Raw genomic sequence first — 25,948 nt, 5'->3', positions numbered from 1 at the left:
AAGAGGAGTGTGAAATGATCCAACCGAGCAACAAAGAGGCGATCAACATCGCCGCCAATTTCTTCAAGGGCAATGTGGCCCTCTCCCTGGCCGCCATCGCCATTCTGGTCACCCTGGCGCTACTGCAGTATGTCCCCTTTCTGGGACTGGCTTTCGCTCTGGCCTATGCGATTTTGAGCTTCGAAGTACAAGTCTATGTCGCGAGACAGATCCCCGAAGCCTCAAACTCCGAGGAGATGGCCGATGTCGCCGCGCGTACCAGACTGGGCGACCTTCTGACCCGTCATCTCGACATCGCGGCGGGAGGAATGCTGGGATACTTCACCATCAGTATGGTCCTGGGCCTGATCTTTATGATGATGTTCAGCGCGACCGTCGACGTAAGCGCCATCCAGGGCAATGATATGCAAGCCTTCGTCGCGGCGATCTCCACCTCCGGAGCGATGGGAGTGATGGTGTTCTTTTTGCTGATCCTGCTCTTTTTGTCCTATATCTTTCCCGGGGTCACCGGAGAGGTGATGGCCGCCGACGGATTCGGCCCGGCCTTTATGAAAACCTTTTTGCTCTTTAGCCCCAAATTCTGGAAGCGGACCTTCAACAAGGATTATTTCCTGCTGATCCTGCTCTGGTCCGTGATCGTCTTCGTGGCCGCGGTGGTCCTCTCCTGGTTCACCGTCTCCATTTTGCTGATCCCCATCGCCCTGATCGGCGCCTATTTCCTCTCGCTCTACAACGCGGCGGTCTACTTCTTCGCCAGAGAGCTTCTCTCCTGACAGCGGCGCTCCAGAATACTCCGGAGCTCCTCCACACTCTCCACCGCGTGACGGTGGTCGCTAAAGCCCCACTGCACCAGGATAAACTCGATCCCGGCCGCTTCGGCGGCCATTGCGTCCCGGGGGCCGTCTCCGATGAAGATCGCCTCTTCCCGGGAAACCTTCAACTCCTCTAAAATCTTCACAAGCATATCGGGAGCCGGCTTTCCCCGCTCCACATCGTCGTAGCTCGCCACCGCGTCAAAATAATCGCTGATCCCCAGATGCTCCAAAGTCTCCAGGGCCGAACGGCGATAGGCGTTGGTAGCGACGGCCAGGAGGCAGCCTTGACCCTTCAGCCACTCCAGCAGCTCCAGGATGCCTGGATAGAGCCGGAGCTCCTCCTGATGGTGGGCGCTGTAATATTCCGAAAACCACTCTTCGTGCCGCACCTCGAAATGGTCGGTGGCGTAAAAATACTCTGCGGCGTTGAGATGGGGATCGTTGATCCTGGAGATGATCTCCTCCCTGGGCAGAGGTGGCAATCCCAGGCGGGAACGGACGAAGTTGATGGCGTTGGCGATGGCCAGGGAACTGTCGACCAGGGTGCCGTCCATATCGAAGATGGCCAGGCGTTTTCGGAGAGTCGCCATCGATCTATGGTTTTCTGTGGCCGTTGATCGCCCGCAGATAGACCGAAAGGCCGATCATCAGCGCGGTGATCCCCAGAAGCAGCCCGACGGCATAGAGGAGTTTATTGGGATCGGTGATGGCAAATTTGAAGACCAGCATCAGCGCTTCGATCGCCAAGGCGATGATGATGGAGCCGAGGAAGCGCACCATCGTTTTGTGGATATCGTCTTCCGCGTGTTTGCGATGGGCCCCCAGGACCTCCTCTTCGAAGATCGCCTTGACCAGATCGAAAATAGCCAGAGAGAGGGTCAGGAGGATCGTCGATTGGAACATATCTTTGACGGTGATCTCCTTGAACTCCATTCCGTAGGTGATGAAACTGTCGATCGCTTTGACGAAGAGCAGCAGCGCCACTGCGAAAAGCGCCAAGCTAAAAGCGCCATAGACCCCCTTGTTAAATCGCCCGATCATCGAATCGATGGAAGTGGGATGGATCATATGGAGGATATCCTCCAGGGTGATATCCACGCAGACGATGTACTGCAGCTCGTTTTTGTCGTTGAAGATGGGGTAAGCGGCGGTGACAACCAGCTTGTTGCCCCCCAGGGAGGGATAAGGATCGGTCAGCACACAGCGCTTCTCCTTGATCACCCGGTAGTAGTAGGCGCGGTTGCTGCGGTTCTCCCCTGCCCCTTTGCGGGCGAATTTGGGATCGATGCTGACGGTATTGGTGATCTGCCGTCCCATCGGATCCAGCACATAGATCGCATCGACTTTCCCGATCTCGTTGCTGATCTTCTTCATCCCGGCGACCAGGTCATCCAGCTCGATCCCCGGCAAATGGTTGGGCAGGTTGCGCTCCATAATGAAACAGAGATAGGCTCTCGCCTTGGTCCGTATCTCGGCAAACTCCTGTATCTCCTGGATCTTCATCCATCCTCCTTCAATCGACCGATGGTTTGGGCGAAGCGGACCTTCTCTCCCGCTTCGATCTCATACTCCAAAGCCCCTTTCTGACTCAGCATCACGATCGTCGAGCCCATCTCGAACCAGCCGAAGAGCTCCCCTTTTTTCAAAGAGATTGGCGTCTCGTAGCGGTAATGGCGTGCGGGGCCGGGCGCAGTGTTGGTGTGGATACGCTCCTCAAAGGTCACGACCATCTTCCCCACATTGAGCGCCCCTACCAGCACAAGGAAGTGACGCCGACCTTGCCGGTCCGCTGCCTGGAGGATCACCCGCTCATTCTCGATGAAGAGGTTGAGCTTGTTTTTCAGCAGGGGCATATTGACCGGATAGAGACGCCCGGGGATATGGGTGATACTCTCGATCTTTAGATCCATCGGGGCGTGATAGCGGTGATAATCCCGGGGAGAGAGATAGAAGTTGGCATAATTCCCCCCCTCCAGACGCTCCGCTTCACTGGCATAATGCTCCCCCAGCAGCGCGGCGGTATCGTAGGCCATCCCCTTGATCTGGTACGCTTTTCCATCGCTAATGGTCCCCAGATCGGTGATCAGTGCGTCGCAGGGGGCGATGACCGCCAGCGGATCGGGATCGATGCTTCGCTGGGCTTTTAACGCCCGGGTAAAGAGCCGATTGAGAGAAGAGTAGCTCTCCGCCGGGGCAAATTCGCTCATATCCAAGCCCATCAGCCGAACGTAGGAACGGTTGATCAGCCGCTGAAAGGGGCCGGGAAAGCTCGTGACGGCGAACTTACCGAAGAGGCGGGAGAGGAGCGACGTGTAGTGGCTAGCCATCGCGATGCTGCTTTCGGTAGTGTTCCACCGCTTCGCGCATCAGCTCGATGTGGTAATTCTCCTGATGATTGATAAAGTCGAAGAACTTCGCCAACTCCTCGCTCTTGGCGGCTACGGCGTCGGAGAGCTCCCGGCACTGATCCTTGGCGGCGATCTCCTCTTCGATCCCGTCGAGGAGGAATTTCTCGATATCGCTGACCTTGTAGAGGCTCTCGTGGATCACCCTCGGCACCCCCAGGATCCCCATCTCCGCCATCATCTCCCCGAAGCTGCGCAGGTGAAAGAAACTCTCGTCGATGAGGATCTGGAAGATCCGGTTGAGGAAAGCATCCTCGCTGTGAGCCTGGAGATAGTTGTAGATCATAATCAGCTCATACTCTTTGTAACTCTCTTCGAAGAGGAAAAGGGTCAGCGCCCCCGTCGCCTCCTCATCCAGCTCGATATCCCGGTAGGTCCGGTTCATATCGAAGGCGTGCACCTCTTCATCGGGCAGCTTGCCCAGGGCGTATTTCATATACTCCAGATCGGTTTCGATCCGCTGTTTGAGCGCCGCGTCGTCGCAATGCACCAATAGCAGCTCCTGATCGTTCATCCTGCGGATAATGTCGGCGACGATGACGCTGAGCCGATCGACTTTGATGGGGATATTGTCCCGGTTGTAGTCATACTCGATCCCTTTTTGGATCAGATCGTGCTCGATCCAGGTGAAATGGCGCCAGAGAATGCTGGAGAATTCCCCCAGCACCCGTTTGTTTTCACCGTCGCGGCTCATCAGAGACGCCATCAGGGTCTCCAGCCAAAGTTCGTGGGTCTTGACCAGCAGTCGTTTCATTTTGCCTCCTCTGTTTGCTTCATACTCGGGTCCGCCGCTTCGGGGTTGCAGCTCTGCTCGATCTTGTAGATGATGGCGGGGATCTCCGGGTTCTCTTTCTTGGCCCGGTAGGTATCCATCGCCGCCCGTAGGGCTACGACCACCATCTCCGAACAGGCCGCCTGATCGGGCGGGACCCCCTCCAGCATCCCCAGAGTCACGGCGATGAGATCCTCGGCCTGCTCGAAACTGAGCCGCTCCGCCTCCTTGGTGATGATCGACCCCGCCACGACCGTGGTCATACACGCGATCGCCTGAAAACGGATCTCCTCGATCCGCTCGGTTCCTTCGCTCTCATCCACCTTGAGATAGATGATGACCTTTTCACCGTTCTCCGGGTTCTCCCCGATCCCAATGGCGTCGGGCTCTTCCAGGCTTCCGTAGTTGTTGGGATTGGCCATATGCTGGACCAGTTCGTCGTTGACTTCGATAGACATTGAGACTCCTCAAGGATATTGAGGAATTATACCCCAGGATGCCGACATCAGCCTGTATGAAAAAAGGTACGAAAAAAATCTCCCGGCCTTGCTTTTTTCAAGTTTTGATTAAGCTATCTCAAGTATAATTCTGCCCATCAAAGCTAACGCATTGATTCTTCATCGATGCGGACGTGGCGGAATTGGTAGACGCGCTAGATTCAGGTTCTAGTGGGAGCAATCCCGTGGAGGTTCAAGTCCTCTCGTCCGCACCATCCTCTTTATTTCCCAACTCTTTTCAAAGTTTTTAAAGACAATCAGTAAAAATCATCGTGGCTTCCTATATTTATCAGGATAATCACCTTATCCACACCACAATAAGACCTACAGGCCTTACTTCGTTACGTTATTCTCTTGGGACGTCGTAAAGGGAAAGCCCTCGTGGTGCAGCTGGAGGGTTTTGGGGCCGACGTGGACTTTACGCATCAGGATCTTTTTCCCTCGCCGGACCACCATAATGTCGATGGGATAGCTTCCGTTTCCATCCAGAGTGAGCTCTCCGGAGAGGGTGACGGTGTCGTTGTTTTCGTTCAGGTTTTTCCAGCGGAGGGTATGGGGACGGTCCAGATGGAGGGTTTCGACAAACAGGGCGATATCCTCCAGGGCGATACTGGCGTTGCCTTCCCGGTCGAAACAGCTTTGACAGCCGGTGAAATTCCCCTCGCCCAGCTGCCCCAGAAAACGCTCACCGTAGCTCTGATAGAGACGCTTTTTCGCTTCGAGCCGCTGAAGCTCCTCCTGATGGAGATACTGCCGGTAGAAATAGACCGCCAGGATCGCCAGAAGCACGATCCAATAGCCCGGACGCCGCAGCCGCCTAAGCATTTTCGCTCCCCGGGTTCATCAGGCTCCAGACCGCCAAAATGATGGGAAGTGCCAGAGACAAAAGGTAACTTCCCAGGTGCAGCAGATGCGCACCGTTGAGAAAGAAAAATCCAGCGACCAGCACCCCATAGGCCCCCAGCCGCCAGGGGGAGAAGGCCGGCACCGCATCCCGGGCGGCGGCTGCGGGGGAGCGTCGCTGCTTTTTGAGCCGCTTTTTCTCCTCCCGGATCTGCTCCCGTGCCGATTTCTCCTCTGTTGTCTCTTCCGCCTCTTCGCTGTAGAGGTCGTAGGGGTCTTCGAGCCTGTCGATCACATCACGGTCGATATCGGCGGCGGGGATACTCTCGGCCTCCAGGCGGCGCTGCACCATCCTGCGATAAGTGCCGAAGGAGGCCAGAACCACCAGAGCGCTGCTCCAGTAGCCCACCTGAGCACTCGCGATCACCCGGAGATCCCCCACGATCAAGGTCAAAAGCAGCAATACTCCATCCCCAGCCAGCAGGGTCAGCAACGTGCGTCGCATCAATCCTCGTCGTCCTCATCATCGTAGCGGCGCTTGTTGTACCGGGGATCCCGCGCCAGCTCATCGAGGGAAGCTTTCTGTTTTTTATAGGCGATCTGGATATTCCGCAGCGCGGCCCCCAGGCCGATTAATACGCCGATCCAGAGGGTCCAGCCCGCTCCCGTAAGCCGCTTGAGCCCCAGGCCGATGGCGACGCCGATAAGCACCGCCACCACGATGGAGATCCCCAGACTCAGGCCGTCGGCCGCGGTGACGATCTTTTTGATTTTGGGGTCGTTGTCATTCATAGCTTATCCGTGGATACTCTGCATCGCTTCGTAAGCGATCCGGATCGTCTCGTCGATCAACGCGTCATCCAGGGCGGTGGAGATGAAGCCCGTCTCGTAACTGGAACAGGCCAGATAGACGCCCCGGTCCAGCATCGCGCGGTGGAACTTTTTGAAATATTCGTTATCCCCGCGCTTGGCATCTTCGAAATTCTTCACCGGCTCATCGGTGAAGAAAAAACCGAACATACTCCCCCGCACTTCGGTCACCAGAGGCAGGCCCGCGCTTCTAGCCGCCGCTTCGAAGCCTTCCATCAGCTTGCGGGCACGCTCGGCCAGGGTCACGTAGAGGCTCGGGTTGGCTTTGAGCTTCCGCAGGCTTGTCAATCCGGCCGCCATCGCCACCGGGTTGCCGCTGAGGGTCCCCGCCTGGTAGACCGGCCCTTCGGGACTGAGCTTGTGCATGATCTCCGCCCGGCCGCCGAAAGCCCCTACGGGCATTCCCCCGCCGATCACCTTGCCCAGGGTCACCAGGTCGGGCCGGACGGTGGTCAAGCCCTGCGCTCCTTTGAGGGAAGCGCGGAATCCGCTCATCACCTCATCGAAGATCAGCAGCGCGCCGTGAGCGTCGCAGAGCTCGCGCAGCCCCTGCAAAAAGCTCTCTTCTGCCGGGACCAGCCCCATATTGCCGGCGATGGGCTCGATGATCACACAGGCGATCCCTCCCTCGCTCTGCTCGAAACAGCGCTTCACACTCTCCAGATCGTTGTAGGTGGCCAGGAGGGTATGCTTGGTCAGGTCCGCCGGCACACCGGGGCTGCTGGGAGCGCCGAAAGTGGCCGCGCCGCTGCCCGCCTGGACCAGCAGGCTGTCACTGTGGCCGTGATAGCAGCCGGTAAATTTGACGAAATCATCCCGTCCGGTATAGCCCCTCGCCAGACGCAGGGCGCTCATCACCGCCTCGGTACCGGAGTTGACGAAACGAACCTTGTCGATGGAATCGAAGAGCTCCACGATCTCTTTGGCCAGGGCCGTCTCAAGCTCCGTAGGTGCCCCGAAGCTCAGGCCCTTTTTGGCAGTTTCGATCACCGCATTTTCAATCTCGGGATCACAATGGCCGAAAATGAGCGGCCCCCAACTCTGGACGTAATCGATGTAGCGGTTGCCGTCGATGTCGTAGAGGTAGGGCCCCTCTCCCCGCTCGATAAAAGGAGGCACGCCCCCTACACTGCCGAAGGCCCGCACCGGGGAATCCACGCCCCCCGGAATGTATCGGTAAGCCTCTTCAAAAGCCGCTTCACTCTTCTCGTAACCCATAGTGCCCCTTTGGATATAATTTCACAAATTGATAATTCGGGATTATACTACATTCCCGAGAGAAATCCCGGTAAAGAGCGGTAGGGCAAGGAGGCGGAGATTCGACGATTAGCGACGGGATTTGTCCTCTCCGTGCTGCTGCATATGACCCTGCTGGGGCTGATCCTCTGGCTCATCCACCAGAGCCGGGTCACCCCCAAAGCAATCAACCGGACCAAGATCACCCTGGATTTGACCCGCTTCCAAACCCTGCCGCCCAAAGCACCGGCCTCCCATCCCAAACCCAGGCCAAAAGCTCTGCCGCCCCGTCCCAAGCCGATGCCGCCGAAACCGAAAAGAGCACAGCCGGCGCCCAAACCGATCCTCCGGCCGAAACCCAAGCCTCGACCGGCCGCCAAAAATCCCGAAAAGAAGATCGCCCGGGGGGAAGAACAAAAGCGGATCCAAAAAACGGACGAGAATCTCACCCAAAACAAAGGTGAGAAAAACAGCAAAAAGATCGTCATAAAAATGACCGAGAAAAAGCCGGCTCCGCCCAGGAAAAAGATCGCAACCACACCCAAAAGGAGCAAGGCGCTTCCCCAGAAGAGACGACCCAAACAATTCAGCCGCCCCCGGAAACCGACGCAGCAACGCAAAAGCCGCCGTGCCGTCCGCCATGTCCCCACCGGCCCCGCCAGCCGCCTCATCAAACGGCTCTACGGCAGCAGCTACTCACGAATGAGTTCGACGCAACGCAAATTCGTCGACGAGAATCTCCGCCGCATCCTCCAGATCTCCCAGCAGACCCTCAACTACCTCGGCTACCCCCAGGAGGCCGCCCGCTTCGGAGAACAGGGAACCAACATCGTGCAGTTCTACCTCCACCCCAACGGTGACATCAGCGGCCTGCGCCTCCTGAGGCGCACCGGCTCCACTTCCCTCGACCGCCAAACAATCGAAGTGATCAAAACCGCCTATATGCACTATCCCAGGCCCAAAACGACTACGAAGATCATTATTTATGTGCGGTACAGGCTCTATTGAGAGTCCCTCGTCGCAAGCACGGGGCTTCGCCCCTCAAGTCGCAAGATTTTTTGTACTAAGTGTTACGTGCTACGTGTTAAGTGATTGCCTTGTCTTTCACCACTCTTTTGTTCGGTTACTCATTGCTCCGTTACTCGGTTACTCGGTTGTTTCAAAGTCTCTGCAACTTCTTCAGCGCCGCCTTGACCAGAGTGGCGGTGTCGCCGCTCTCTCCCGCCAGGGCTTTGCGGATCGCCTCTTTCTTGAAGCCCAGGCTCTCCAGGGCCATGACCGCCTCCTGATGATCGGCCGCGGCACTCCCCTCGGCGGTAGAACCGTCGACGATGAAGTCGGCCAATTCCACCAGGATCCGGCTGGCCGCTTTGGGACCGATGCCGGGGACTCTTTTGAGCAGTGCCACGTCTTTGGCGGCGACGATCTTGGCGAAGCTCTCGGGGGTGAAGGTGGAGCAGACCGCCTGAGCCACCTTGGGCCCCACACCGTTGATCTTGAGCAGGGTGTCAAACATCTTCTTCTCGTTCCGGTCGGCGAAACCGAAGAGGAGATTCGCATCCTCCCGGATGATCTGGGTGACGTAGAGCTTCACCTGCTCCTTGCCCGCAACGGTGTTGGAGGTATTGAGAGAGACATTCACCTCATAGATCAGGCCGCCCACATTGAGATGAAGCCAGGTCGGCTCTCTGGCTTCCACTTTTCCTTCAATTCCCACGATCATCGATCCCCCCTCTTTTTGACACTCATTTTAGAGTATTTTCCCTCAAGCGCGTAAGAAAATGGCTATCTGAAATCCCGATGCTCCTGCCGTCAAGCTCAATTCTTATTCAAGCCCCAACTCTTTCGCCAGATATTCTCCCGTACAGCTTCCGGTCTCCATATAGCCGGCTGCCAACTCTTCGGGAGTCCCGGTGGCGACGATCTGCCCGCCCTTGTTCCCCCCTTCGGGGCCCATATCGATGATGTAGTCGGCATTTTTGACCATATCGAGGTTGTGCTCGATGACGATGACGCTATTGCCCAGCTCCGTGAGGTGGTGCAACACGCCCGTAAGCCGGTCCACGTCGGCGAAGTGCAATCCCGTGGTGGGTTCGTCGAGCACATAGAGGGTCCGGCCCGTATCTTTGCGGCTGAGCTCCTTGGCCAGCTTGATCCGCTGGGCTTCTCCGCCGGAAAGGGTGGTGGCGTTTTGCCCCAGTTTGATGTAGTCGAGCCCCACGTCCATCAGCGTCTTGAGCTTGCCGGCGATGGCGGGGATCGCTTTGAAAAACTCCATCGCCTCGGCGACGCTCATATCGAGCACTTCGGCGATGTTCTTGCCCTTGTAACGTACTTCCAGGGTCTGCTCATTGTAGCGGGCCCCATTGCAGGCGTCGCAGGTGACCATCACATCGGGCAGGAAGTGCATCTCGATCTTGATCTGCCCCTCCCCCTGGCACTTTTCGCAGCGGCCGCCCTTGACGTTGAAGCTGAAGCGTCCTACCTTGTAGCCCCGCAGCTCCGCCTCCTTGGTCTGGGCGAAGAGTTTGCGGATCTCATCCATCACCCCGGTGTAGGTGGCGGGGTTGGAGCGGGGGGTCCGGCCGATGGGGCTCTGATCGAGATAGATCACCTTGTCCAGGTGCTCCAGCCCGTCGATCTCGACTCCCTCAACCCGGTTGACCTTTTTGGCCCGGTTGAGGATCTCCCTCGCGGTGGGCAGCAGGGTCTGAAGGATCAGAGAGCTCTTGCCGCTGCCGCTGACCCCGGTGACACAGACGAAGTTCCCCAGCGGGATGCGGGCGGAGAGATTCTCGATGTTGTTGAGGGTGACATTGCGGATCTCCAGCCACTGCTCCCTGGGCCGCTTTGCGTGGGGGTAGCGGATCTCCTTTTTGCCGTGGAGGTATTGGGCGGTGAGGGTCTTGGCCCGCTTGAGCTTGGCCGGGGAACCGTTGAAGACGATCTGCCCGCCGTGTTCCCCGGCTCCGGGCCCGATATCGACGATATGGTCCGCCGCCAGGATCGTCTCTTTGTCATGCTCGACCACGATGACGCTGTTGCCTTTGTCCCGCAGGGACTGGAGAGTGCGGATCAGCTTGAGGGTGTCGCGCTCGTGCAGCCCGATGCTGGGCTCGTCGAGCACATACATCACCCCCGTCAGCCCGCTGCCGATCTGGCTGGCGATGCGGATACGCTGGGCTTCGCCCCCGCTGATGGTCCGGGCGTCCCGGCTCAAAGTCAGATAACCCAGCCCCACATCGTAGAGGAAGAAGAGCCGCTCCCGGATCTCTTTGAGGATCGGCTCGGCGATGAGCTTCTGCTGCTCGCTGAGGTGGCTGAAGTTGCTCTCGTCGGCGAAGTAGGCGTAACTCTCCTCGATGGGCATATTGACGATATCCGCGATGTTTTTCCCGTCGATCTTCACCGCCAAAGACCGGGGGCGCAGGCGGTTGCCCTCGCACTTGTCGCAGACCTTCTCGGTCATATATTCGGCCAGGTCCTTCTCGTCGGTGAACATTTCGTGGGCAAACTTCACCACCCCGGGCCACTCCCGCTTGAGCTTGTGGCGCTTCCAGGTAAAGTTCACCGGTTCGCTCCCCATCCCGTAGAGCACCTGCTTGCGCTGATGCTCGGGCAACTCTTCCCAGGGAATATCGGTAGGGATATCGTTCTGCTCACAAAAGGCGGTGAGGAATTTGGAGTAGTAGCTCTTGTTGAAGCCGTGCATGATCCGCACCGCCCCTTCGGCGATGCTGCGGGAGGAGTCGATGATCTTGCTCATATCCAGGGTATAGCGGATCCCCAAACCGTCACAGGCGGGGCAGGCCCCTTTGGGGGAGTTGAAGGAGAAGCTCACCGGCTCCAGCGGCTCGAAGCTCAGCTTACAGTCAAAGCACGCCAGATGCTCAGAGTAGTGGAAATCCTTGCGGTCCAGCCCTACTTCTTCGTGGTTGAGCACTTCAATCTCCACTTCGCCGTAACTCTCTTTGAGGGCCTTTTCAATGTCCTGGCCGATCCGCTCTTTGGAGCCCTCCTTGACCACGACCCGGTCGATGACCACCTTGATAGTGTGTTTCTTGGTCTTGGCCAATTCGATCTCATCATCCAGGCGCACCATCACCCCGTCGATCATCGCCCGCACATACCCTTTGTGCCGCAGCGATTCGATCATATCGGCGAAGGTGCCTTTCTTCTCCTTGACCAGGGGAGCCATAATGACCAGTTTGGAGCCCTCAGGCAGACGCAGGACCTCGGTGATGATATCACTGGCACTCATACTGGAGATGGGCTTGCCGCAGTGGTGGCAATACTGCTTGCCCACCCGGGCGAAAAAGAGGCGCAGGTAGTCGTAGATCTCGGTGATGGTCCCCACGGTGGAACGGGGGTTTTTGGAGGTGGTCTTCTGGTCGATGGCAATCGCGGGGGTGAGTCCCTCGATCTTGTCCACATCGGGCTTGCCCACCCGACCCAGGAATTGCCGGGCGTAGGAGCTGAGCGATTCGATATAGCGCCGCTGCCCCTCGGCATAGAGGGTGCTAAACGCCAAAGTCGATTTGCCGCTGCCGCTGATGCCGGTGATCACCACCATTTTGTTCTTGGGGATCTCCAGCTCGATGTTTTTGAGGTTGTGCTCTCGGGCACCCTTGACCTCGATGATGTCGTGATGTTTGCTCATAAACTCTTCAATCCTTGTTTTAATTCTTTATTCTCAACGCTCAACGCTCAAATCTCATTTCGCAAAAAACATCTTATAAACCATGATCGCCAGAATGATCGAATACATAACGACAATGAAAGTTTTATGGCGTTTGTTACACACATGCTCTTTGAGCCAGACTCCCAGATAGACCCCGGCCAAAGATCCGGCTCCCACGATCGCGCCGCTGAGCAGATCAATCTGCCCATGCATCAACCGCCCGATCAATCCCGCCACCGAAGAGAAGACGACGAAAAAGAGCCCGGCGCTGACCGCCTTTTTGACCGGATAGTGCAACAGGCCCGAAAGAAGGGGGATCAAAATGATCGCCCCACCCACCCCGATGCTGATGGCGATGACTCCGATCCCTACCCCGATGACAAAGAGCAGCGCTTTGGGGAGGGATCTGCTCTCCTCTTCATCGCTATGGGCTTTGGAAGTCATCATTCGAATCAAGGCAAAAAGTACAAAGCCGATGAAGACCGTCTGCAGCACCCGATCGGGTACATAAGGGGTGATGTAACCGCTCAGATATCCCCCCAAAAAACCACCGAAACCGACAAAGAGCCCTTCCCCCAGTTGCAGGGAACCCTTCTTGATATTGAGATAGGAGCCGTAGACGGAGCTGAAGACCATCTGCATAATGGAGATTCCGACCGCGTGCTTGAAGCCAAAGCCCATCAACAGCAGCACCGGCACCAGCACCGTACCGCCCCCGATCCCGAAAAATCCCGAAAGCGTGCCGATCCCCATTCCGACAAAGAAAAGGAGTATTTCCATACATATCCTCTATAGAGAAATACGCGATTATACCATCTTGGTAATGTGAACTTTCCAAAAGCGCTATGTTGCCTTATGCCCCTAGCTATACTATAGAAACTTGAGACTGATCCTGAAGCTGTTTGACAATAGCGTTGTAGACTTCAGGCAAGCGTTCTTTATCCCAGGGTATTGAGACACGATAAGCGGGAGTTTTCATCGCCATTTTCGCAAAAAATTCAAAGCGTTCTTTCTTCATAAAAGAAAAACTCACAAAGACACTTTGATAAAAAGCCCTGAACTTTTCAATGCCTTCCAGAGGCCTTACGTCGATTGAATCGTTCGGTTCGCATTGTCTCAACTCAAAAAGGGCTTTGAGAAGGGCAGGTTCCCCGGCAAAATTCTCCACGCGACGCCCCAGAGTTTCCGGTTGTCGATAGGGACGATGGTAAGGGAATGAAGGGTAGACAATAAATTCCCCGTTTTCTTGCTTTATCGGGAGTGTATCATCCGCAAAAAGAGTATGCCCGCGTCCAATGAAATAGTCTGTAAGTGTCGATTTCCCCCCGAAGGAGGGGGCAGAAAAGAAAACCACTCCTCCATCGATTTCCACTGCCCCAACATGAAGCATCGTGTAATTTCTTTCCAATTCAAGCGCGATCGGGAAAAAAGTATGATAAATCCAAAATTGAAGTAATCGGGGGGTAAAGTCTCTTCCTTTTGCATAAAGGATGCGTCTACTTTTGCCATCCCAAACCAGGGTCAAGACATTTACAATCTCCAATCCCCAGTCATGATCTCGCTCAATCTTCTCAGGAGAAGTGTTGCTCAAATAATAGCATCCACGTCCAGACAGATACAACAGAGAGCTTCGTCGCTCAAACCCCTGATATGTGTCGATTTCCCTTACTTCGATCGTGTTTAATCTATCGTTGCCGGAATGAGAAAATTTGAAAGAGTCATACTCTTCTTGCAAACTTTGCTGATCGACAAAGAGGAATTGATGTCCATGTATCATACAAACTTCTTCATTTCTCCCCACATCTGACGATATTCAGTGAACTCAATAGAATATGTGTCGGATTTTTTATAAAATCAGTTTTTCTTTTTGTCAGGTTATTCAGGCGGTTCTCCAAACTTATCTTCAGAATCTTTGGGTTTTGGCGGTTCCCATACCACATCGGCACCGCCTATGAGGTGAGTTCTTTTGACATAGGAAGCTTCATCTTCGGCCTCTTCGTCACCGGTTCCTTCATCTTCGTTCGATCCAGATTCTGCGCTCTCCATTCTCTCCGCATTGAGCGAAGAGTTCTTTTCCTCTTCGGTATTGGAATTTTTCGGGTGAAATCCCCTCTCAACTCCAGCGTTCAGAGCCTCATTTGCATCTATGGCAGAGGATGTGTTCTCTGTTTGGGTTGTCGCTGCGCCCGTAGCGGCAGGTTTTTGATTCACTTTATCAGTATTGAATCTCATAAAAGCGACCACTACCAACACAAGAAGAATCACTCCATATAAAATCGCTCGATTTTTCGGCATAAATATTCGTCCCTTTCTATCAAAACGCTACTGAATCCGGCATTGGAAGGTATATCTGTTTATATTGTCCGTATCCATTAGAATGAATCGGTTTACCATCCTTTTTTAGTTAGATTGGTTTCTGTATAGCGGATATTTCCATTTACTTTGACAAAGTTCACACGCCTCATCTTCTGATCATATTCTGATTTTTATCGATCTTGATAGAGGACCCTTTCTTATTACCAGCCAGATGGATCGCTTGGTGGTCCTCCGAATTGATCGGCTTTTGCCCTAGTAGGCTTGGCCAAGCTGCCCAACACCATTATGGATGGAGCCGAATATGCAGCCTTTTTCAAAAAGTTCCGGCGAGCATTAAGCATCTTGCCATTCAGCTTCTCTCTTTTTTGCTTATTCATTTAGGAGTTCTCCTATGCTTTTGCATATATTTATCATTATATCGAAACCACTATCAATATAATTAAATTCATACATAAATTATTGAATCTAAAAGTCATTTCGGCAGCACGACTGGTTTAAAATCTTCCTCAAGTACCGGCCCCCTGACCCATCGGAATGTCCGGATGTGTTTACCGTCCATATTGAGATTGATCTTATCCAGTTCATCGACACTGTACGTCTGCTTATTGTCCACATCAACCAGAGTAAATTGGTTCTTCATTCCTTGGTTGAGGCCGGTCTCTTTATACCGGATATTTCCATCTATTTTGACAAAGTCCACACGCCTCGCGTCATCAAGTTTAATCCTAATATCCGCATTGGAGAGGTCGACACTCTTTTGATTTTTGACCTGGAAGGTCCAGACAGCTCTTTCATTCGACCCCTTCTCCGGGTAGCTACGATAATCGCTCCAGTAATCACCGCTCTCCTTATCTCCCCAATTATAATGAGGAAAAACCACCTGGAGTGCTGCCGGCCCGTAGGCGGGGATATCGTGTCGGTCTTTTCCATTCCAGCTGTCAACAAGCCGACCGAAAACCCCGGCTGTATTATGCTGATAAACGGTCCCGTCTTCTGCAGTGGCAGAGACTCGAGTACGCATATACCATCCGCCTTCTCCGGCTTTGGAGTCTTTCCCTGTATCGGGATTTGTCTCTTGTTTTTTGTCGGAGGAACCCAACCCATCCTGGGAAGTCCCCTGACATCCCTGCATCAGACCGACCAGTGAGAATAATATCAGGAAAGAAAAAAATCTATAAATATTTTTGCTTTGCATCAGGAGCTCCTTAATCATTACTGTAGGTCAGAGGATAGGCGAAATGGTTGACATAATTATCACTTTGGTTCTTCTCGATCTTGATAAAGAACCCTTCCATCGGCTCGATGGAGCCGCCGAATCCAGGTGTCGAAGGATCTATCGCTTCATATCCGGTAACAGGACCTGTTTCATTGCTATCATGCTTATAGACAATTTTGTTGATATAATCATCGTTATTTATATCTCCCATCGGATGGTAAGTCATTCCATCTGCATTGTGTTTAAAATAGAGATTGGCCAAATGAAAGGCATAAGGGAATGGATTGCCTGCCATATATTTTTTGTAATCAACCGTATCTGGATCACTAACTTCATTTTTAGGCAGCAGGTATTCGTGTACTTTACTAAAGTTGCCATCACTGATACCGACTGCAGAGGCATCTTCCACCGATGTTGGATTGATATCATCTAGTGTTTCATTAATAGTGATATTCTTTTCATTCCCCGTCCCTCCGAGGTCGGCGATGATCCAATATCCCTTGCCCGGCACGACGGTATCCCCAGCATTGAGTTTCCGTTTATCCGTGTTGGGATGGGTCGTACCGTTGATCTCATAGTTGTCACTACCACTCTGCTCGTACATCACCCAGTCAGTACCATATTCACCCAAACCGTCGTCACCTCCCAAAAGATCAGAGATGGAGTTTGCCCCAGTATCACAACTGAAGCTGATGATTTTCCACTGCATATGGGTCAGTGTGGTTCGGTTTTTTCCGCAGAGAAACTCCCGGTAGGCTGCTTCATGATTACCGGTAACTTCATCCTGAATATTTCCTCCATCGTCCGGATCAGGGTCCGTTATACCGGCAGACACATTGTCATAGCCATCGCCCACTTGCAGCCATTCCGGCAGCCCGTTCTTTTCTACAGCCGGGTTGGGATCACACTCAGGGTTATTCCTTCCCTCTTCACAGTCACTGTAGCCATCATTATCACTGTCACTGTCGAGGTAGTCGGGAATACCGTCATCGTCGGTATCAGGAGAAACAAGCCCTATACTTCCGGGGGCACTTGAGGTGTTTTGGTCATAAGCATCATCCAAACCATCACCATCGTCATCGGTTCCACTCGTTGCAGTGTAATCCCCTGTTGATTGCGCCTCCACATTATCGGGAATGCCGTCGTTGTCGCTGTCGAGGTCGACAGAATCAAGAATGCCATCGTTGTCGCTATCCCGATTGTTCGAAGTGCTGATATTAAGATCTGCCTCGTTGAAGGTTCCTTCATCTTGACTCGCATCATCACACATATGCAGTGTCCAAGTGCCTTTCGGATCTTCTCCATTAAATGTACTCAGCGGCTGATCAGGTTTTCTATACACCGGATGATCCAAATCTTGATCATCACTATCATCACCGATAGATTCCGTCGCGGCATCGGAGAAATTGGTACTTAAATTTTGGGCATTCCCCCCTTCATCTCTTATCAAATCAATCACTGTTCCAAAGGGAGAAATGAGTTGAACAACAAGATCTCCTCTCCATGAATGTTCTATTTTTACTAAAATCGTTATATCGTCGATAACATCACCATCTGATACGTTAAATGTTCGATCCAGACAGTTGTCGGGATATCCATCATCAGGAATCGTTCCTGTATCTGTATTGGAAACTGTCTGAGCCACAACAGGAGTTCTCTCGTTTACATCCAAAATTCCATCGTTATCATCGTCGATATCTTTGACATCTACAACACCATCTCCATCAGTATCGAGAGCTTCAAAATCAAAATTGTCAAACCAAATCGCCTGGCCAGTAGGGTTATCAGTATTGATATCTCCATCAGTATAGACGAAAGTCAATTCACTTACGTATACATCAGTAAATCCCAGGGTGACCATTGCCCCGGTATTGTCAGGCCCCCCATTGTGGTCTTGATTTTCATCAGATTCATATTCACCTGCTGCATTACTTTGGACATAATCTCCCAATTGGACATCATTGGGAGTAACTGTATTCCCATCAATATCTTGTGCGGTGACGATAATTTTGTCATTAAACTCATATGTACCGTCATCGGCATAATCTATATCTCTGAATCTCAAATTACTTAATTTAACCGGCGTAGAGAATTTTATCGTTACCGTAATTTTCTGGGTTGTATCATCATAATCCGCATAAAACTCCAGATTATCATTGGAAAGACTCCCTCCACCGTCATCCAGCTTTGGAGTACTGTCCTGCAATTTGTCAGTATCACCTGTCACAGTGATACTGACATTAACTCCGGAATCATCTACATTGGTATAGTTTTGACTCAAAGCTCCATCAGGCGACCATCCTTCTGTCTCCCAGTCGAATGTTGAAGGGAATGCCAAACTTCCGAGCAATAACATCCCCAAAACAAAAAACCGCTTCAACAATTGCTTATGTATTTTTTCCATTATTGCCTCTTTGCTATGGAAGAGAATATCCGCTTACTCATCCGTACTCTTCTATTAGGCAACCTGGCGATCTTCTCATTTACTGCCAAGTGACAGTATCAAAGACCCATGGCTTTCCGAACCTGCCTCGCAACAGGGGTGGCATTTTCTAGTAGCTTTATATTTTAACCAAAAATATCAAAAGATTGCCAAACCTACTAATATTTTTAGATTTTACGCTTTCAGAATGGATATTTTTCATATAAATTCCGCCAAGGCAAAAGGTGATTTAATTACTCTACTGAGGTTTCCTGAAAATTTTATCGATTGGAGATAGAGGTGTCCGGAGAAATTTTTACTCTATAAAAGCAAGCCTGTTTTCCAGGAGATTATCGATAAAGGTTTCGAGATCTTTCCTGAGTGTCTCCGGGTCCACTTCATAGATCTCCAGAAGCGCCTCGTATGTCTCCCCGATCGTTTTACCTTCCTGAAGCAGCTTCCAGATATCACTGGCGACGCTGTCGAGACCGAAGTAATTTTCGGTGTTCATATCCAGCAGCACCATCTCGCCGTCCACTTCCTGGGCGAATATAGAATCGGGAAAAATCACTTTCTTGGAGAAATCCATCTTTATCACCTTCATTCTGCTGATTTTTAATATTTCAATTTCTTAAATTTAAATAAAAGTATAACAGAATGAGTTGTACCTTTATAATGTATAATGTATTTATGAAAAGATTGTATCTACTCTTTACTCTTCAAACTCTCTTTCTTTCGATAGTGGTTGCCGGCTATACCGCCAAAATATCTTCCATCACCCCCCGGATCGAACATCGTATGCGGGCCGGACACAGCTATCGCGATGGCTGCCCGGTCAAATTGCGGGATCTTAGGTACATAAGGCTGAACTATCTGGGCTTCGACGGAAAGCCCCATACCGGAGAGATGGTGGTTCACAAGGATGTAGCCAAAGAGGTTACGCAAATCTTCGGTGAACTCTATCGGGCGAAATACCCCATCCGCCGAATGCAACTGGTCAGTGACTATGGCGGAAGCGACTATCGCTCCATCGAGGCCGACAACACCTCCGCTTTCAACTGCCGTGCCGTTACCGGCGGCAAAAAGTGGTCCAACCACGCCTATGGAAAAGCCATCGATATCAACCCGATCGAAAACCCCTACATCTCCCGTAGCGGCCATATCGCACACCGTGCCTCCCTCCCCTATCGTATCCGCAGACACAAAAATCCCTTTCACCCCGAAGACCGCGCCCTCATCGCGCCCCACGACCCCATCGTCAGAATCTTCAAAAGCCGGGGCTGGCGCTGGGGCGGGGATTGGCACTCCATCAAAGACTATCAACACTTTGACAAAAACCGCCACTGATTCCCCCCATTATCCTCTCTCAAATCCTGAAACTGACTCAACGAAATGAGTGACAAGACATCGAACGGTAATTCCCGGGTAAGGAGTTCCCTTTAGAATGGCGGTGTCCAATGAATCATTTTGGATCAATTCACCACAAAGGAAATTCCATGAAAAAGACTTTGATTCTCACTGCAGCCACACTCCTGCTCGGCGGCACTCTCCTCAGTGCCGGTGAAACGATGAAAGCAGCCCCTGCCCAGGCAGCACAAGCCCAGGCAGCACAAGCCGACCAGGCCGTCCAGAAGGAGGCCAACTCAACAGACGCGACCAAGCAGGCACCGGCAGGTTCCGGAGAGGAAGAGACAGCAAAGACCCCTGAAACTCAAAAGTAATCCTCCCTTCGCCATCCCGGAGCTTTCATCTCGTCGATTGCCCCGCTTCGGGGTAATCTTTTTAAGCCTTGGATTTTTAGATTTCAGACTCAGATACTTGACTAGCTCCTTCTCATCCGATCCGGCACATCCTGTCAGTGAGAAGAATCACGACTCTTCCCTCTCACACTGACATTATCATCCTTTCTGTTTTTACGCTTCTTTTGGACAGGAAAAGTCTCGAAGAGCATCTGCGCGACTGCTTCTGCCTCCTTTTTTGAGAGTTTTTTAGCCATCGAAGGCATAAGGCCGTAGGTATCAATAGAAGGACAAAGGACCTTATCGATTGAGGGATGGAAGATATAGTCGACGATAAAAGCGACGGCATTCTCGCTGATGGGGTATTTCTCTTTGACCCGGAGCATCACCTCATCGATGGGCGGGCCCAGAAGTTTGGCCCTTTCGGCGGGCGTGACGGGATGGGTGACATGGCAGAGCTGACATTTGCTTTGGAAGATTTCCATCCCCTGCTTTTGGGGACTTTTCTTGGCTTGTGCAATACCTGTCACTAGTATTAAAACGCTCAATACATACAGTACTCTTTTAGACATCGAATCGGATCCCTACTATTCTTTTTTACAGAATCCTAGCACACTATGCTATACAGAGAATGAACCGTCCTCCTTTTCCCTCGTCTCCAGGAGAATCTCCTCCCGTGGAACAGCCAACTCCAGGGAAGACTCTTCAACAATCTTGAGAATTTTTTTGATCACATCCTGCTTGACCCGAAGCCACTCTTCCCAGTTGACGGAGATGGAGAAGGCATAGACGAGGATATTGAGGGAATATTCGCCGATTTCGTCCAGATAGACCAGGAGCGTCCGACGCACTCCGTAACGATCCTCGAGATTGAAAAGACCGTTTTCGTAAGTACGTTTCATTCGACGGATGTAGCGAAGCTTGTTTTTGTTGACGATATCGGGATGGCTGTCGAGCATTTCGTGGATCTCGTAGATCACCCGCTCCAATTCCCGTGTGTCGGTGGTGAGCTTCAGGCGTAGGTAAAATTTGATCCGCCGTCCCACCATCCTCCGGGTCCAATTTTTGACATAGGTATTGGCCAAAACGCTGTTGGGCACGGTGACCAGGGCATTATCAAAGGTGCGGATCTTGGTGGAAGTCAGCCCCATTTCGGTGACGAAACCTTCGACCTTATCGGTTTCGATCCAATCCCCCTGGCGAAAAGCATCTTCACTGACAAGGCGAACAGAGTCGAGGAAATTTGTAATGGTATCCTTGGCTCCCAATCCGATGATCGCACCGCCGATCCCCAGGGAAGTGATCAACGCCGTCAGATCGACCCCGAGACGGGAGAGCACCAGGATGATGAACAAAAAGGCCAAAAAGACCCGCGTAATATTGAGAAAGAGGTTATAGAGCTCCGCGCGGGCCTCTTTTTGACGTTTGATCTTCGCCGAAAGAGTCAAATAGAGCAGGAATTTCGTGATCTCATAGAGCCACCAGAAGAGAAAAAGCCAATAGAGAACGAAAAAGAGAGTATCGATCCAACCCCCCGCCACGAAGATCTCCACCGCTTTTTTAAAGAGATAAACCGTCAGCAGCAGTCGCAAAGGCCGGAAGATACTTTCAAGCCGGCGATAGAGAAGACGGTAAAAGCTCTCCCTACGATGGCGGTAGAGCCGATGTTTAGCCCAGCGCAGGAGGGGGCGTCTCAGCAACCAGTTGAGCGTAATAGCCGCCAGCACCAGCCCCAGAGCCACCAGGAGTTCCCCCGGCGTCACGTGGAGCCACAAGGTATAGTGTAAAAGGGATTCCGGCAGACGGTGGTTGATAAGATTGATCAGCTGCTCCATAGGGAGATTGTAGCCAAACTCCCCATAAAACCATTCAGAGAAATCTGCTATCATCTTCTCCAGCCTATCAAATCAAAGTGAGCAACTATGCGCTGGATCATCGATAAATCCTTCGACTTCTGTTACGGGCATCGGGTGTGGTCCCAGAATCTCGACAAAGAATACAGCCTGGATGAGTGCCTGATGTGCCGGCATCTTCACGGCCATCAGGGGAAAATTAAAATCTTTCTCAGCTCCGAAAGCCTGATCGACGGTATGGTGACCGACTTCAAACATCTTAACTGGTTCAAAGCCTGGCTCGATGCCTCTTTGGACCACCGCTTCATCCTCGACCGCCACGATCCGCTTTTCGGTGACCTGATGCACCACTACGTCGATGAAAAGGGCCAAATGGACGAAGCCTCCTTCTTTTACCACGAAGAGGGATACTGGACCCCGAGGCTCGAGAAGCTGGGGGATGCTCCCGAGGCGCTGATTGAAAAGTACGAAGGGATGGTCGTTGTGAATTTCGTCCCTACCAGCGAGAACCTCACCGCCTGGATCCTCGAGATCGTCAGTGAACGGATGGAAAAGCTCGGAATCGTCGTCGAAGCAGTGGAGTTTTGGGAGACACCCAAATCCCATTGCCGGGTTGAGCGCTCCACGGCGGGCTCCTGACAAGCTCGGGCACTCTCCGCCTATGGTAAAATTCCGGAAAACTTTGCAAAGGATCAACTATGGATATCAGCAAAATCGGACCGGGTGAAAACCCCGATGCAGTCAAAGCGATCATCGAAGTCCCCTACGGTTCCAACGTCAAATATGAGTTGGACAAAGAGAGCGGCGCCATCGAAGTGGACCGGGTAATGTATTCGGCGATGTTCTACCCCGCCAACTACGGCTTCGTCGCCAATACCCTCAGCGACGACGGTGACCCGGCCGACATCCTCGTCATCAGCGAATACCCCCTCTACCCCGGTTGCTACATCAAAAGCCGTCTCATCGGGGTTCTGATGATGGAGGACGAAAAAGGTATCGACGAAAAGCTCATCGCCGTTCCCGCCGACAAAATCGATCCTACCTACAAGGATATCCGGGAGATCGACGATCTGCCCCAGCATACCCTCAACAAGATCAAAAACTTCTTCGAAACCTACAAAATGCTTGAACCCAACAAGTGGGTCAAAGTAACCGGTTTCGAAGGCAAAGAGAAAGCGAAGCAAATTCTCGACGCCGCCATCGCCAACTACAACAAGTAAAACTTCCGCAGGCCTCTCTCCGAGGCTGCCTTTCCCCTTTTTTTCTTATCACATTTTTTGTATTGTTTCGTGAGAATCGGTTTGATTTTAACGAGCTTTTATTGGATAACACAGTGAGATATGGTGATTAATACATCAAGGTAATAACTTCTCTATTTCTTAGAGAGGGCCGGAGGGAAGGCTTATTCGGCTTTGCTCTGATTTCCTTCGGTCGTTTTCTCCGTGCTATTCTCAGTCGCAGCAGCAGGCTCAGCGGCTTTTTCAGGTGCCACTTTAGCAGGAGTTTTCTCTTCGGCGGGGGAAGAAGTCTTCGCTGCCGGAGTCTCTGAGGGACTTGCAGATTGTTTTACCTCCTCCGATGTCTTACTCTCCGATTTCATTTCATTTTTTTCGGTAGTTACAGGCGCTGCAGCGGGAGTTGCCTCTTCTTTGACCGGAGTTTCCTTGGCTGCTGTCGCCTTGACATTGACGCCATAGTCGAAGACCAACTCTTTGCCCTTTTGGGCCGTATTGATCGTCAAAGCGGTAAAGGCGATCAGGAAGATCAAAAAGAAGACGCGTATGGGTGTCTTGCGGACGAGCACGCTGAGGAGTTTGATCACGACCAGGACTAGGGCGCTGTAGACCAGATAGATCCCCTGAATTTTGTGAGCTTCAAAGAGATCATGAGCCGGACCCGCATTGAGAACATCTCCCGCCTCTTTGGCATCAGCCATTCCCGTCAGATAAGCACCGAAGAGAATCACCGCCAAGAGAACCATCAAAACGAAGCTAAAGACGCCCAGAGCTCTTTTTTTGGCGACCAGGTTGACCAATTCCAGCAGCAGGATAACCAAAGGCAGCGCTACTGCCAGGTGCACCATACAGGGATGCACCTCCACAGGGACAGAAAAAGGCAGAGGAAATGAAGGGATCGATACAGCGGGAAGAGCCATAATTACTCCTTGGAAAAAATTATGGCTCCATTATATCAGAGAGGTCGCTAAAAGGGTTTGACGACGACAAAGATCACGATCCCGATCATCAAGAGTGTGGGGACTTCGTTGTAGAAACGATAGAATTTCCCCGGCTTGTAGTGGGGATTCTCGATCAGGCGTTTGCGGTGATACTCCAGAGAAAAATGGTACGCAATCAGAAGCGCGACAAAAAGAAGCTTGGCATGCATCCAGGGCATTTTCAACAATACGGGATTGAGCCAGAGCATCGTCCCCCCTGATAGAACCGTCGCCCACATAGCAGGCACTCCGATATATTTATAGAGTTTGTACTCCTGGATCTTCACCACCTCCACAAATCCGGGATTGTCGGCGTGCTCGGCATGATAGACGTAGAGTCTGGGTTGATAGAAGAGCATCGCCATCCAACTGACGAAACTCATAACGTGAAAAGCCAATACCCAAGTGTAATATTCCATTTTTACCTCACTGTTTCGAAGTCGTTCCGATCCCAGATGACCAGTTCCGGATGGCCCTTATAATAACCAATCTGAGCTCTCTTTATCCTAAGGCGGCTCCCCTCTTTCGGCTTCCAACGCCTGCTGCGAAAATGAATCGGCCACGCGTGTTGTCTCACCCAAAGCTGCCGATGCCGATAGATCCCCTCCAAATCTCGGACCACCCGAAAGCGAGCAGCGGGGTCATTCATCATTTCCGGTCGAAAGGCCGGGATGTAAGGAGCAAGATCGACACGCCCCAGATCCTTCAGTGGCTCCAGGTCGACAATCTCCGGGAGCCCGTGATAACGTTTGAAGCCCTCGACCTCGATGCGGTAGCGATGCCCCTCTTTCAGAGCCGCAGCCGCCCCATAGACCAGGATTGTCGGCCCTTTTCCTTCCTCCTGCAATACTGCGTGGGGCCCCCGTTTGAAAGTGACGACCGCATTATCGAGACAGAGCGGCAAAGCCGGAGATTCTGCCTTTTGCAATTGTGTGATGGTGACCTTGTGACATTGAAGCCTGCCGGGCGGGAGAGGCTTTTTGGCCTCGGGGGCGGAGGTTTTGACAGGCAGATCAGGCAGAGTCTGAAAACGAGCGTAGATGGGCAAATGGTCCGAAAAACCTTTGCCGGTGTGCTTGCCGTGGCGATAGCCCCAGCGTAGGATCTCCCCGTGTATTCCGAAAAGATAAGAGGGGCGGTAAACGCCAAAACTCCCCCGGACATACTCCCATCTGCGTCCATCGGCCAGAGAGGGAGGGATCAACATCGCATCGATCGCTTCCTTGTTGCCGTAAAAATTGTGGCTCCATCGCTGGGAAGCCGGCAGATCGAGCCAGAGGTTATAGTGGAGAAACTCCCTCTGCCCTCTTTTCAAATCCCGGTAGCGTACCATCCGTCCGTCCCGGGTGGTTGCCATCACCTGATTGATCCCGGTGATCCCGCCGGTGTCGTTGAGCTTTGGGTCGATAATGCGAAACTCTTCCCAATCACTGTTGAAATCCCCCAGCAGGAGGTACTCGGTCGAGGGAGGAAGTTTCATCAACCGTTTGCGCAGAGCCTTCGCATAGAGGATCCGCTCGCTTTCGGGCCCCCGTTTGGAGCGCCAGTGATTGACAAAAATCTTGAGAGAGGGATCGAGACGGAGGGTCGCTTCGAGAATAGGCCGCTGCCGGCCGTAGCGGGTCACGGGGAGATCCCGTACCTTCGCCAGAGGAATACGGCTGAGTAGAGCCGTGTGGACCGGTGCCCTGCCCCCGGTGACGGCTCGGTAGGGATAGGGGCACCCCACCCGCTTCAAAAGTCTCTGGAGCCGCGAGAGGACTTCATCGTTTTCTATCTCCTGAAGCCCGATCACATCGGCATCCAGATCGCAGATTACTTGGGCGGTGTGCTCCAGTTTTTTTCGCAGCATCGCTTCGGACCATCCGTGACGTCCGGGAACATACTCTTCATACTCCGTTCCCTGATAGTGCATATCGAAGAGATTCTCTACATTCCAGCTGGCGATCTTGATCGTGCGGCTATGGAGATTCTGCCACGTCAGCAAAAACAGAAAAAGAAGAAAGAAGAATTTCATAGAGTTATTCTATCCGATCTCCAGAGGGGAGATCCCGATAGATGTCACAAT

The 25,948-nt window shown here is 52.5% G+C and carries 29 protein-coding genes, 1 tRNA gene and 1 riboswitch; of the genes, 7 read left to right on the top strand and 23 right to left on the bottom strand.

All coding sequences use genetic code 11. The features are described 5' to 3' along the window. Positions 1 to 14 precede the first annotated feature (14 nt). A complete protein-coding gene (locus tag NITSA_RS03830) occupies positions 15 to 773 on the top strand; it encodes a hypothetical protein (protein WP_013553714.1) in 759 nt (252 codons plus the stop codon). Here NITSA_RS03830 and NITSA_RS03825 read toward each other — a convergent pair. From NITSA_RS03825 to NITSA_RS03805, 5 genes are read right to left on the bottom strand one after another with little or no spacing between them, the layout of a single operon-like run. Then, complete coding sequence (locus tag NITSA_RS03825; RefSeq protein ID WP_013553713.1) at positions 743 to 1,405, bottom strand: HAD family hydrolase; 663 nt, start codon at positions 1,403 to 1,405, stop codon at positions 743 to 745. The genes NITSA_RS03830 and NITSA_RS03825 overlap by 31 nt on opposite strands. A 4-nt stretch (positions 1,406 to 1,409) precedes the next feature. Beyond that, positions 1,410 to 2,318 carry a PDC sensor domain-containing protein gene (locus tag NITSA_RS03820; RefSeq protein WP_013553712.1) on the bottom strand — a complete coding sequence of 303 codons (909 nt, stop codon included), beginning with the start codon at positions 2,316 to 2,318 and terminating at the stop codon, positions 1,410 to 1,412. Next, complete coding sequence (locus NITSA_RS03815) at positions 2,315 to 3,142, bottom strand: phosphatidylserine decarboxylase (protein WP_013553711.1); 828 nt, start codon at positions 3,140 to 3,142, stop codon at positions 2,315 to 2,317. Before NITSA_RS03815 ends, NITSA_RS03820 begins: the two co-directional genes overlap by 4 nt. Further along, positions 3,135 to 3,974, bottom strand: a complete 840-nt coding sequence (locus tag NITSA_RS03810; RefSeq protein ID WP_013553710.1) for a hypothetical protein — start codon at positions 3,972 to 3,974, stop codon at positions 3,135 to 3,137. The genes NITSA_RS03815 and NITSA_RS03810 overlap by 8 nt, the downstream gene beginning before the upstream one ends. Then, on the bottom strand, positions 3,971 to 4,450 hold the full coding sequence (locus NITSA_RS03805; protein WP_013553709.1) for an iron-sulfur cluster assembly scaffold protein: 480 nt from the start codon (positions 4,448 to 4,450) through the stop codon (positions 3,971 to 3,973). The genes NITSA_RS03810 and NITSA_RS03805 overlap by 4 nt, the downstream gene beginning before the upstream one ends. Positions 4,451 to 4,617: 167 nt before the next feature. Between NITSA_RS03805 and NITSA_RS03800 the strand changes: the two genes are divergently transcribed. After that, positions 4,618 to 4,704: transfer RNA gene (locus NITSA_RS03800), tRNA-Leu, on the top strand. A gap of 118 nt (positions 4,705 to 4,822) precedes the next feature. Here the strand turns inward: NITSA_RS03800 and NITSA_RS03795 are convergent. From NITSA_RS03795 to hemL, 4 genes are read right to left on the bottom strand one after another with little or no spacing between them, the layout of a single operon-like run. After that, complete coding sequence (locus tag NITSA_RS03795; RefSeq protein ID WP_013553708.1) at positions 4,823 to 5,314, bottom strand: hypothetical protein; 492 nt, start codon at positions 5,312 to 5,314, stop codon at positions 4,823 to 4,825. Further along, positions 5,307 to 5,837, bottom strand: coding sequence for a hypothetical protein (locus tag NITSA_RS03790; RefSeq protein WP_013553707.1), 531 nt, complete (start codon positions 5,835 to 5,837; stop codon positions 5,307 to 5,309). Before NITSA_RS03790 ends, NITSA_RS03795 begins: the two co-directional genes overlap by 8 nt. Next, positions 5,837 to 6,124: an AtpZ/AtpI family protein gene (locus tag NITSA_RS03785; protein ID WP_013553706.1), complete on the bottom strand. Its 288-nt coding sequence runs from the start codon at positions 6,122 to 6,124 to the stop codon at positions 5,837 to 5,839. Before NITSA_RS03785 ends, NITSA_RS03790 begins: the two co-directional genes overlap by 1 nt. Before the next feature lie 3 nt (positions 6,125 to 6,127). Further along, positions 6,128 to 7,420 carry a glutamate-1-semialdehyde 2,1-aminomutase gene (gene hemL / locus NITSA_RS03780; protein ID WP_013553705.1) on the bottom strand — a complete coding sequence of 431 codons (1,293 nt, stop codon included), beginning with the start codon at positions 7,418 to 7,420 and terminating at the stop codon, positions 6,128 to 6,130. Between the two features lie 132 nt (positions 7,421 to 7,552). Between hemL and NITSA_RS03775 the strand changes: the two genes are divergently transcribed. Further along, positions 7,553 to 8,446, top strand: a complete 894-nt coding sequence (locus tag NITSA_RS03775; protein WP_042203685.1) for an energy transducer TonB — start codon at positions 7,553 to 7,555, stop codon at positions 8,444 to 8,446. Positions 8,447 to 8,597: 151 nt separating this feature from the next. Here NITSA_RS03775 and ruvA read toward each other — a convergent pair whose 3' ends face one another. The 9 genes from ruvA to NITSA_RS03735 form a co-directional block, all read right to left on the bottom strand. Next, entirely contained in the window at positions 8,598 to 9,161 is a 564-nt protein-coding gene (gene ruvA / locus NITSA_RS03770) for a Holliday junction branch migration protein RuvA (RefSeq protein WP_013553703.1), read from the bottom strand. A 102-nt stretch (positions 9,162 to 9,263) separates the two neighbouring features. Beyond that, entirely contained in the window at positions 9,264 to 12,098 is a 2,835-nt protein-coding gene (gene uvrA / locus NITSA_RS03765) for an excinuclease ABC subunit UvrA (RefSeq protein ID WP_013553702.1), read from the bottom strand. Between the two features lie 54 nt (positions 12,099 to 12,152). Next, positions 12,153 to 12,899, bottom strand: coding sequence for a sulfite exporter TauE/SafE family protein (locus NITSA_RS03760; RefSeq protein ID WP_013553701.1), 747 nt, complete (start codon positions 12,897 to 12,899; stop codon positions 12,153 to 12,155). A gap of 85 nt (positions 12,900 to 12,984) precedes the next feature. After that, positions 12,985 to 13,896, bottom strand: a complete 912-nt coding sequence (locus tag NITSA_RS03755; RefSeq protein WP_013553700.1) for a phosphoenolpyruvate carboxykinase (ATP) — start codon at positions 13,894 to 13,896, stop codon at positions 12,985 to 12,987. A 98-nt stretch (positions 13,897 to 13,994) separates the two neighbouring features. Continuing rightward, positions 13,995 to 14,414, bottom strand: coding sequence for a hypothetical protein (locus NITSA_RS03750; protein ID WP_042203683.1), 420 nt, complete (start codon positions 14,412 to 14,414; stop codon positions 13,995 to 13,997). Between the two features lie 221 nt (positions 14,415 to 14,635). After that, positions 14,636 to 14,812, bottom strand: coding sequence for a hypothetical protein (locus tag NITSA_RS11390; protein WP_169308528.1), 177 nt, complete (start codon positions 14,810 to 14,812; stop codon positions 14,636 to 14,638). Positions 14,813 to 14,907: 95 nt separating this feature from the next. After that, positions 14,908 to 15,630, bottom strand: a complete 723-nt coding sequence (locus NITSA_RS03745; RefSeq protein ID WP_013553699.1) for a hypothetical protein — start codon at positions 15,628 to 15,630, stop codon at positions 14,908 to 14,910. Positions 15,631 to 15,640: 10 nt separating this feature from the next. Beyond that, entirely contained in the window at positions 15,641 to 18,055 is a 2,415-nt protein-coding gene (locus NITSA_RS03740) for a proprotein convertase P-domain-containing protein (protein WP_013553698.1), read from the bottom strand. A gap of 54 nt (positions 18,056 to 18,109) precedes the next feature. Then, positions 18,110 to 18,208, bottom strand: a riboswitch (cyclic di-GMP riboswitch). A 181-nt stretch (positions 18,209 to 18,389) separates the two neighbouring features. Continuing rightward, the gene (locus NITSA_RS03735; RefSeq protein WP_013553697.1) at positions 18,390 to 18,662 is read right to left on the bottom strand and encodes a PqqD family protein; all 273 of its coding nucleotides are present in this window, start codon (positions 18,660 to 18,662) and stop codon (positions 18,390 to 18,392) included. 101 nt (positions 18,663 to 18,763) lie between these two features. Here NITSA_RS03735 and NITSA_RS03730 point away from each other — a divergent pair, with 101 nt between their 5' ends. Both NITSA_RS03730 and NITSA_RS03725 read left to right on the top strand, forming a co-directional pair. Further along, complete coding sequence (locus NITSA_RS03730; RefSeq protein WP_042203680.1) at positions 18,764 to 19,420, top strand: M15 family metallopeptidase; 657 nt, start codon at positions 18,764 to 18,766, stop codon at positions 19,418 to 19,420. A gap of 149 nt (positions 19,421 to 19,569) precedes the next feature. Further along, the gene (locus NITSA_RS03725) at positions 19,570 to 19,794 is read left to right on the top strand and encodes a hypothetical protein (RefSeq protein WP_013553695.1); all 225 of its coding nucleotides are present in this window, start codon (positions 19,570 to 19,572) and stop codon (positions 19,792 to 19,794) included. Positions 19,795 to 19,928: 134 nt separating this feature from the next. Here the strand turns inward: NITSA_RS03725 and NITSA_RS03720 are convergent, their stop codons facing one another. Next, positions 19,929 to 20,297, bottom strand: coding sequence for a hypothetical protein (locus NITSA_RS03720; RefSeq protein ID WP_148224932.1), 369 nt, complete (start codon positions 20,295 to 20,297; stop codon positions 19,929 to 19,931). 135 nt (positions 20,298 to 20,432) lie between these two features. Next, positions 20,433 to 21,701: a mechanosensitive ion channel family protein gene (locus NITSA_RS03715; RefSeq protein WP_013553693.1), complete on the bottom strand. Its 1,269-nt coding sequence runs from the start codon at positions 21,699 to 21,701 to the stop codon at positions 20,433 to 20,435. Between the two features lie 33 nt (positions 21,702 to 21,734). Here NITSA_RS03715 and NITSA_RS03710 point away from each other — a divergent pair, with 33 nt between their 5' ends. Both NITSA_RS03710 and ppa read left to right on the top strand, forming a co-directional pair. Then, complete coding sequence (locus NITSA_RS03710) at positions 21,735 to 22,304, top strand: 6-carboxytetrahydropterin synthase (protein WP_013553692.1); 570 nt, start codon at positions 21,735 to 21,737, stop codon at positions 22,302 to 22,304. A 59-nt stretch (positions 22,305 to 22,363) separates the two neighbouring features. Then, positions 22,364 to 22,885 carry an inorganic diphosphatase gene (gene ppa / locus NITSA_RS03705; protein WP_013553691.1) on the top strand — a complete coding sequence of 174 codons (522 nt, stop codon included), beginning with the start codon at positions 22,364 to 22,366 and terminating at the stop codon, positions 22,883 to 22,885. Positions 22,886 to 23,067: 182 nt separating this feature from the next. On the opposite strand, the gene NITSA_RS03700 is transcribed toward ppa, so the two are convergent. Genes NITSA_RS03700 through NITSA_RS03690 form a run of 3 tightly spaced genes read right to left on the bottom strand, consistent with a single transcriptional unit; the run spans position 23,068 to position 25,897 of the window. Next, on the bottom strand, positions 23,068 to 23,820 hold the full coding sequence (locus tag NITSA_RS03700; protein WP_013553690.1) for a DUF2231 domain-containing protein: 753 nt from the start codon (positions 23,818 to 23,820) through the stop codon (positions 23,068 to 23,070). A gap of 47 nt (positions 23,821 to 23,867) precedes the next feature. Continuing rightward, complete coding sequence (gene hemJ / locus NITSA_RS03695) at positions 23,868 to 24,299, bottom strand: protoporphyrinogen oxidase HemJ (RefSeq protein ID WP_013553689.1); 432 nt, start codon at positions 24,297 to 24,299, stop codon at positions 23,868 to 23,870. 2 nt (positions 24,300 to 24,301) lie between these two features. Beyond that, complete coding sequence (locus NITSA_RS03690; RefSeq protein ID WP_013553688.1) at positions 24,302 to 25,897, bottom strand: endonuclease/exonuclease/phosphatase family protein; 1,596 nt, start codon at positions 25,895 to 25,897, stop codon at positions 24,302 to 24,304. Between the last annotated feature and the right edge of the window lie 51 nt (positions 25,898 to 25,948).

The organism is Nitratifractor salsuginis DSM 16511, from assembly GCF_000186245.1.
GTDB lineage: Bacteria > Campylobacterota > Campylobacteria > Campylobacterales > Sulfurovaceae > Nitratifractor > Nitratifractor salsuginis.
Note: the sequence above shows the minus strand (reverse complement) of the source record. Positions and strands in the feature narration are given on the sequence as shown.

Coding starts and splice junctions, on each gene's coding strand:
- NITSA_RS03805 (WP_013553709.1), bottom strand. CDS start 4,450: ATGTCTATCGAAGTCAACGACGAACTGGTCCAGCATATGGCCAATCCC.
- NITSA_RS03825 (WP_013553713.1), bottom strand. CDS start 1,405: ATGGCGACTCTCCGAAAACGCCTGGCCATCTTCGATATGGACGGCACC.
- uvrA (WP_013553702.1), bottom strand. CDS start 12,098: ATGAGCAAACATCACGACATCATCGAGGTCAAGGGTGCCCGAGAGCAC.
- NITSA_RS03710 (WP_013553692.1), top strand. CDS start 21,735: ATGCGCTGGATCATCGATAAATCCTTCGACTTCTGTTACGGGCATCGG.
- hemJ (WP_013553689.1), bottom strand. CDS start 24,299: ATGGAATATTACACTTGGGTATTGGCTTTTCACGTTATGAGTTTCGTC.
- NITSA_RS03740 (WP_013553698.1), bottom strand. CDS start 18,055: ATGGAAAAAATACATAAGCAATTGTTGAAGCGGTTTTTTGTTTTGGGG.
- ruvA (WP_013553703.1), bottom strand. CDS start 9,161: ATGATCGTGGGAATTGAAGGAAAAGTGGAAGCCAGAGAGCCGACCTGG.
- NITSA_RS03700 (WP_013553690.1), bottom strand. CDS start 23,820: ATGGCTCTTCCCGCTGTATCGATCCCTTCATTTCCTCTGCCTTTTTCT.
- NITSA_RS03830 (WP_013553714.1), top strand. CDS start 15: ATGATCCAACCGAGCAACAAAGAGGCGATCAACATCGCCGCCAATTTC.
- NITSA_RS03760 (WP_013553701.1), bottom strand. CDS start 12,899: ATGGAAATACTCCTTTTCTTTGTCGGAATGGGGATCGGCACGCTTTCG.
- NITSA_RS03820 (WP_013553712.1), bottom strand. CDS start 2,318: ATGAAGATCCAGGAGATACAGGAGTTTGCCGAGATACGGACCAAGGCG.
- ppa (WP_013553691.1), top strand. CDS start 22,364: ATGGATATCAGCAAAATCGGACCGGGTGAAAACCCCGATGCAGTCAAA.
- NITSA_RS03725 (WP_013553695.1), top strand. CDS start 19,570: ATGAAAAAGACTTTGATTCTCACTGCAGCCACACTCCTGCTCGGCGGC.
- NITSA_RS03720 (WP_148224932.1), bottom strand. CDS start 20,297: ATGGAAATCTTCCAAAGCAAATGTCAGCTCTGCCATGTCACCCATCCC.
- hemL (WP_013553705.1), bottom strand. CDS start 7,420: ATGGGTTACGAGAAGAGTGAAGCGGCTTTTGAAGAGGCTTACCGATAC.
- NITSA_RS11390 (WP_169308528.1), bottom strand. CDS start 14,812: ATGAATAAGCAAAAAAGAGAGAAGCTGAATGGCAAGATGCTTAATGCT.
- NITSA_RS03690 (WP_013553688.1), bottom strand. CDS start 25,897: ATGAAATTCTTCTTTCTTCTTTTTCTGTTTTTGCTGACGTGGCAGAAT.
- NITSA_RS03745 (WP_013553699.1), bottom strand. CDS start 15,630: ATGCAAAGCAAAAATATTTATAGATTTTTTTCTTTCCTGATATTATTC.
- NITSA_RS03795 (WP_013553708.1), bottom strand. CDS start 5,314: ATGCTTAGGCGGCTGCGGCGTCCGGGCTATTGGATCGTGCTTCTGGCG.
- NITSA_RS03810 (WP_013553710.1), bottom strand. CDS start 3,974: ATGAAACGACTGCTGGTCAAGACCCACGAACTTTGGCTGGAGACCCTG.
- NITSA_RS03715 (WP_013553693.1), bottom strand. CDS start 21,701: ATGATAGCAGATTTCTCTGAATGGTTTTATGGGGAGTTTGGCTACAAT.
- NITSA_RS03790 (WP_013553707.1), bottom strand. CDS start 5,837: ATGCGACGCACGTTGCTGACCCTGCTGGCTGGGGATGGAGTATTGCTG.
- NITSA_RS03750 (WP_042203683.1), bottom strand. CDS start 14,414: ATGCCGAAAAATCGAGCGATTTTATATGGAGTGATTCTTCTTGTGTTG.
- NITSA_RS03785 (WP_013553706.1), bottom strand. CDS start 6,124: ATGAATGACAACGACCCCAAAATCAAAAAGATCGTCACCGCGGCCGAC.
- NITSA_RS03730 (WP_042203680.1), top strand. CDS start 18,764: ATGAAAAGATTGTATCTACTCTTTACTCTTCAAACTCTCTTTCTTTCG.
- NITSA_RS03755 (WP_013553700.1), bottom strand. CDS start 13,896: ATGATACATGGACATCAATTCCTCTTTGTCGATCAGCAAAGTTTGCAA.
- NITSA_RS03735 (WP_013553697.1), bottom strand. CDS start 18,662: ATGGATTTCTCCAAGAAAGTGATTTTTCCCGATTCTATATTCGCCCAG.
- NITSA_RS03815 (WP_013553711.1), bottom strand. CDS start 3,142: ATGGCTAGCCACTACACGTCGCTCCTCTCCCGCCTCTTCGGTAAGTTC.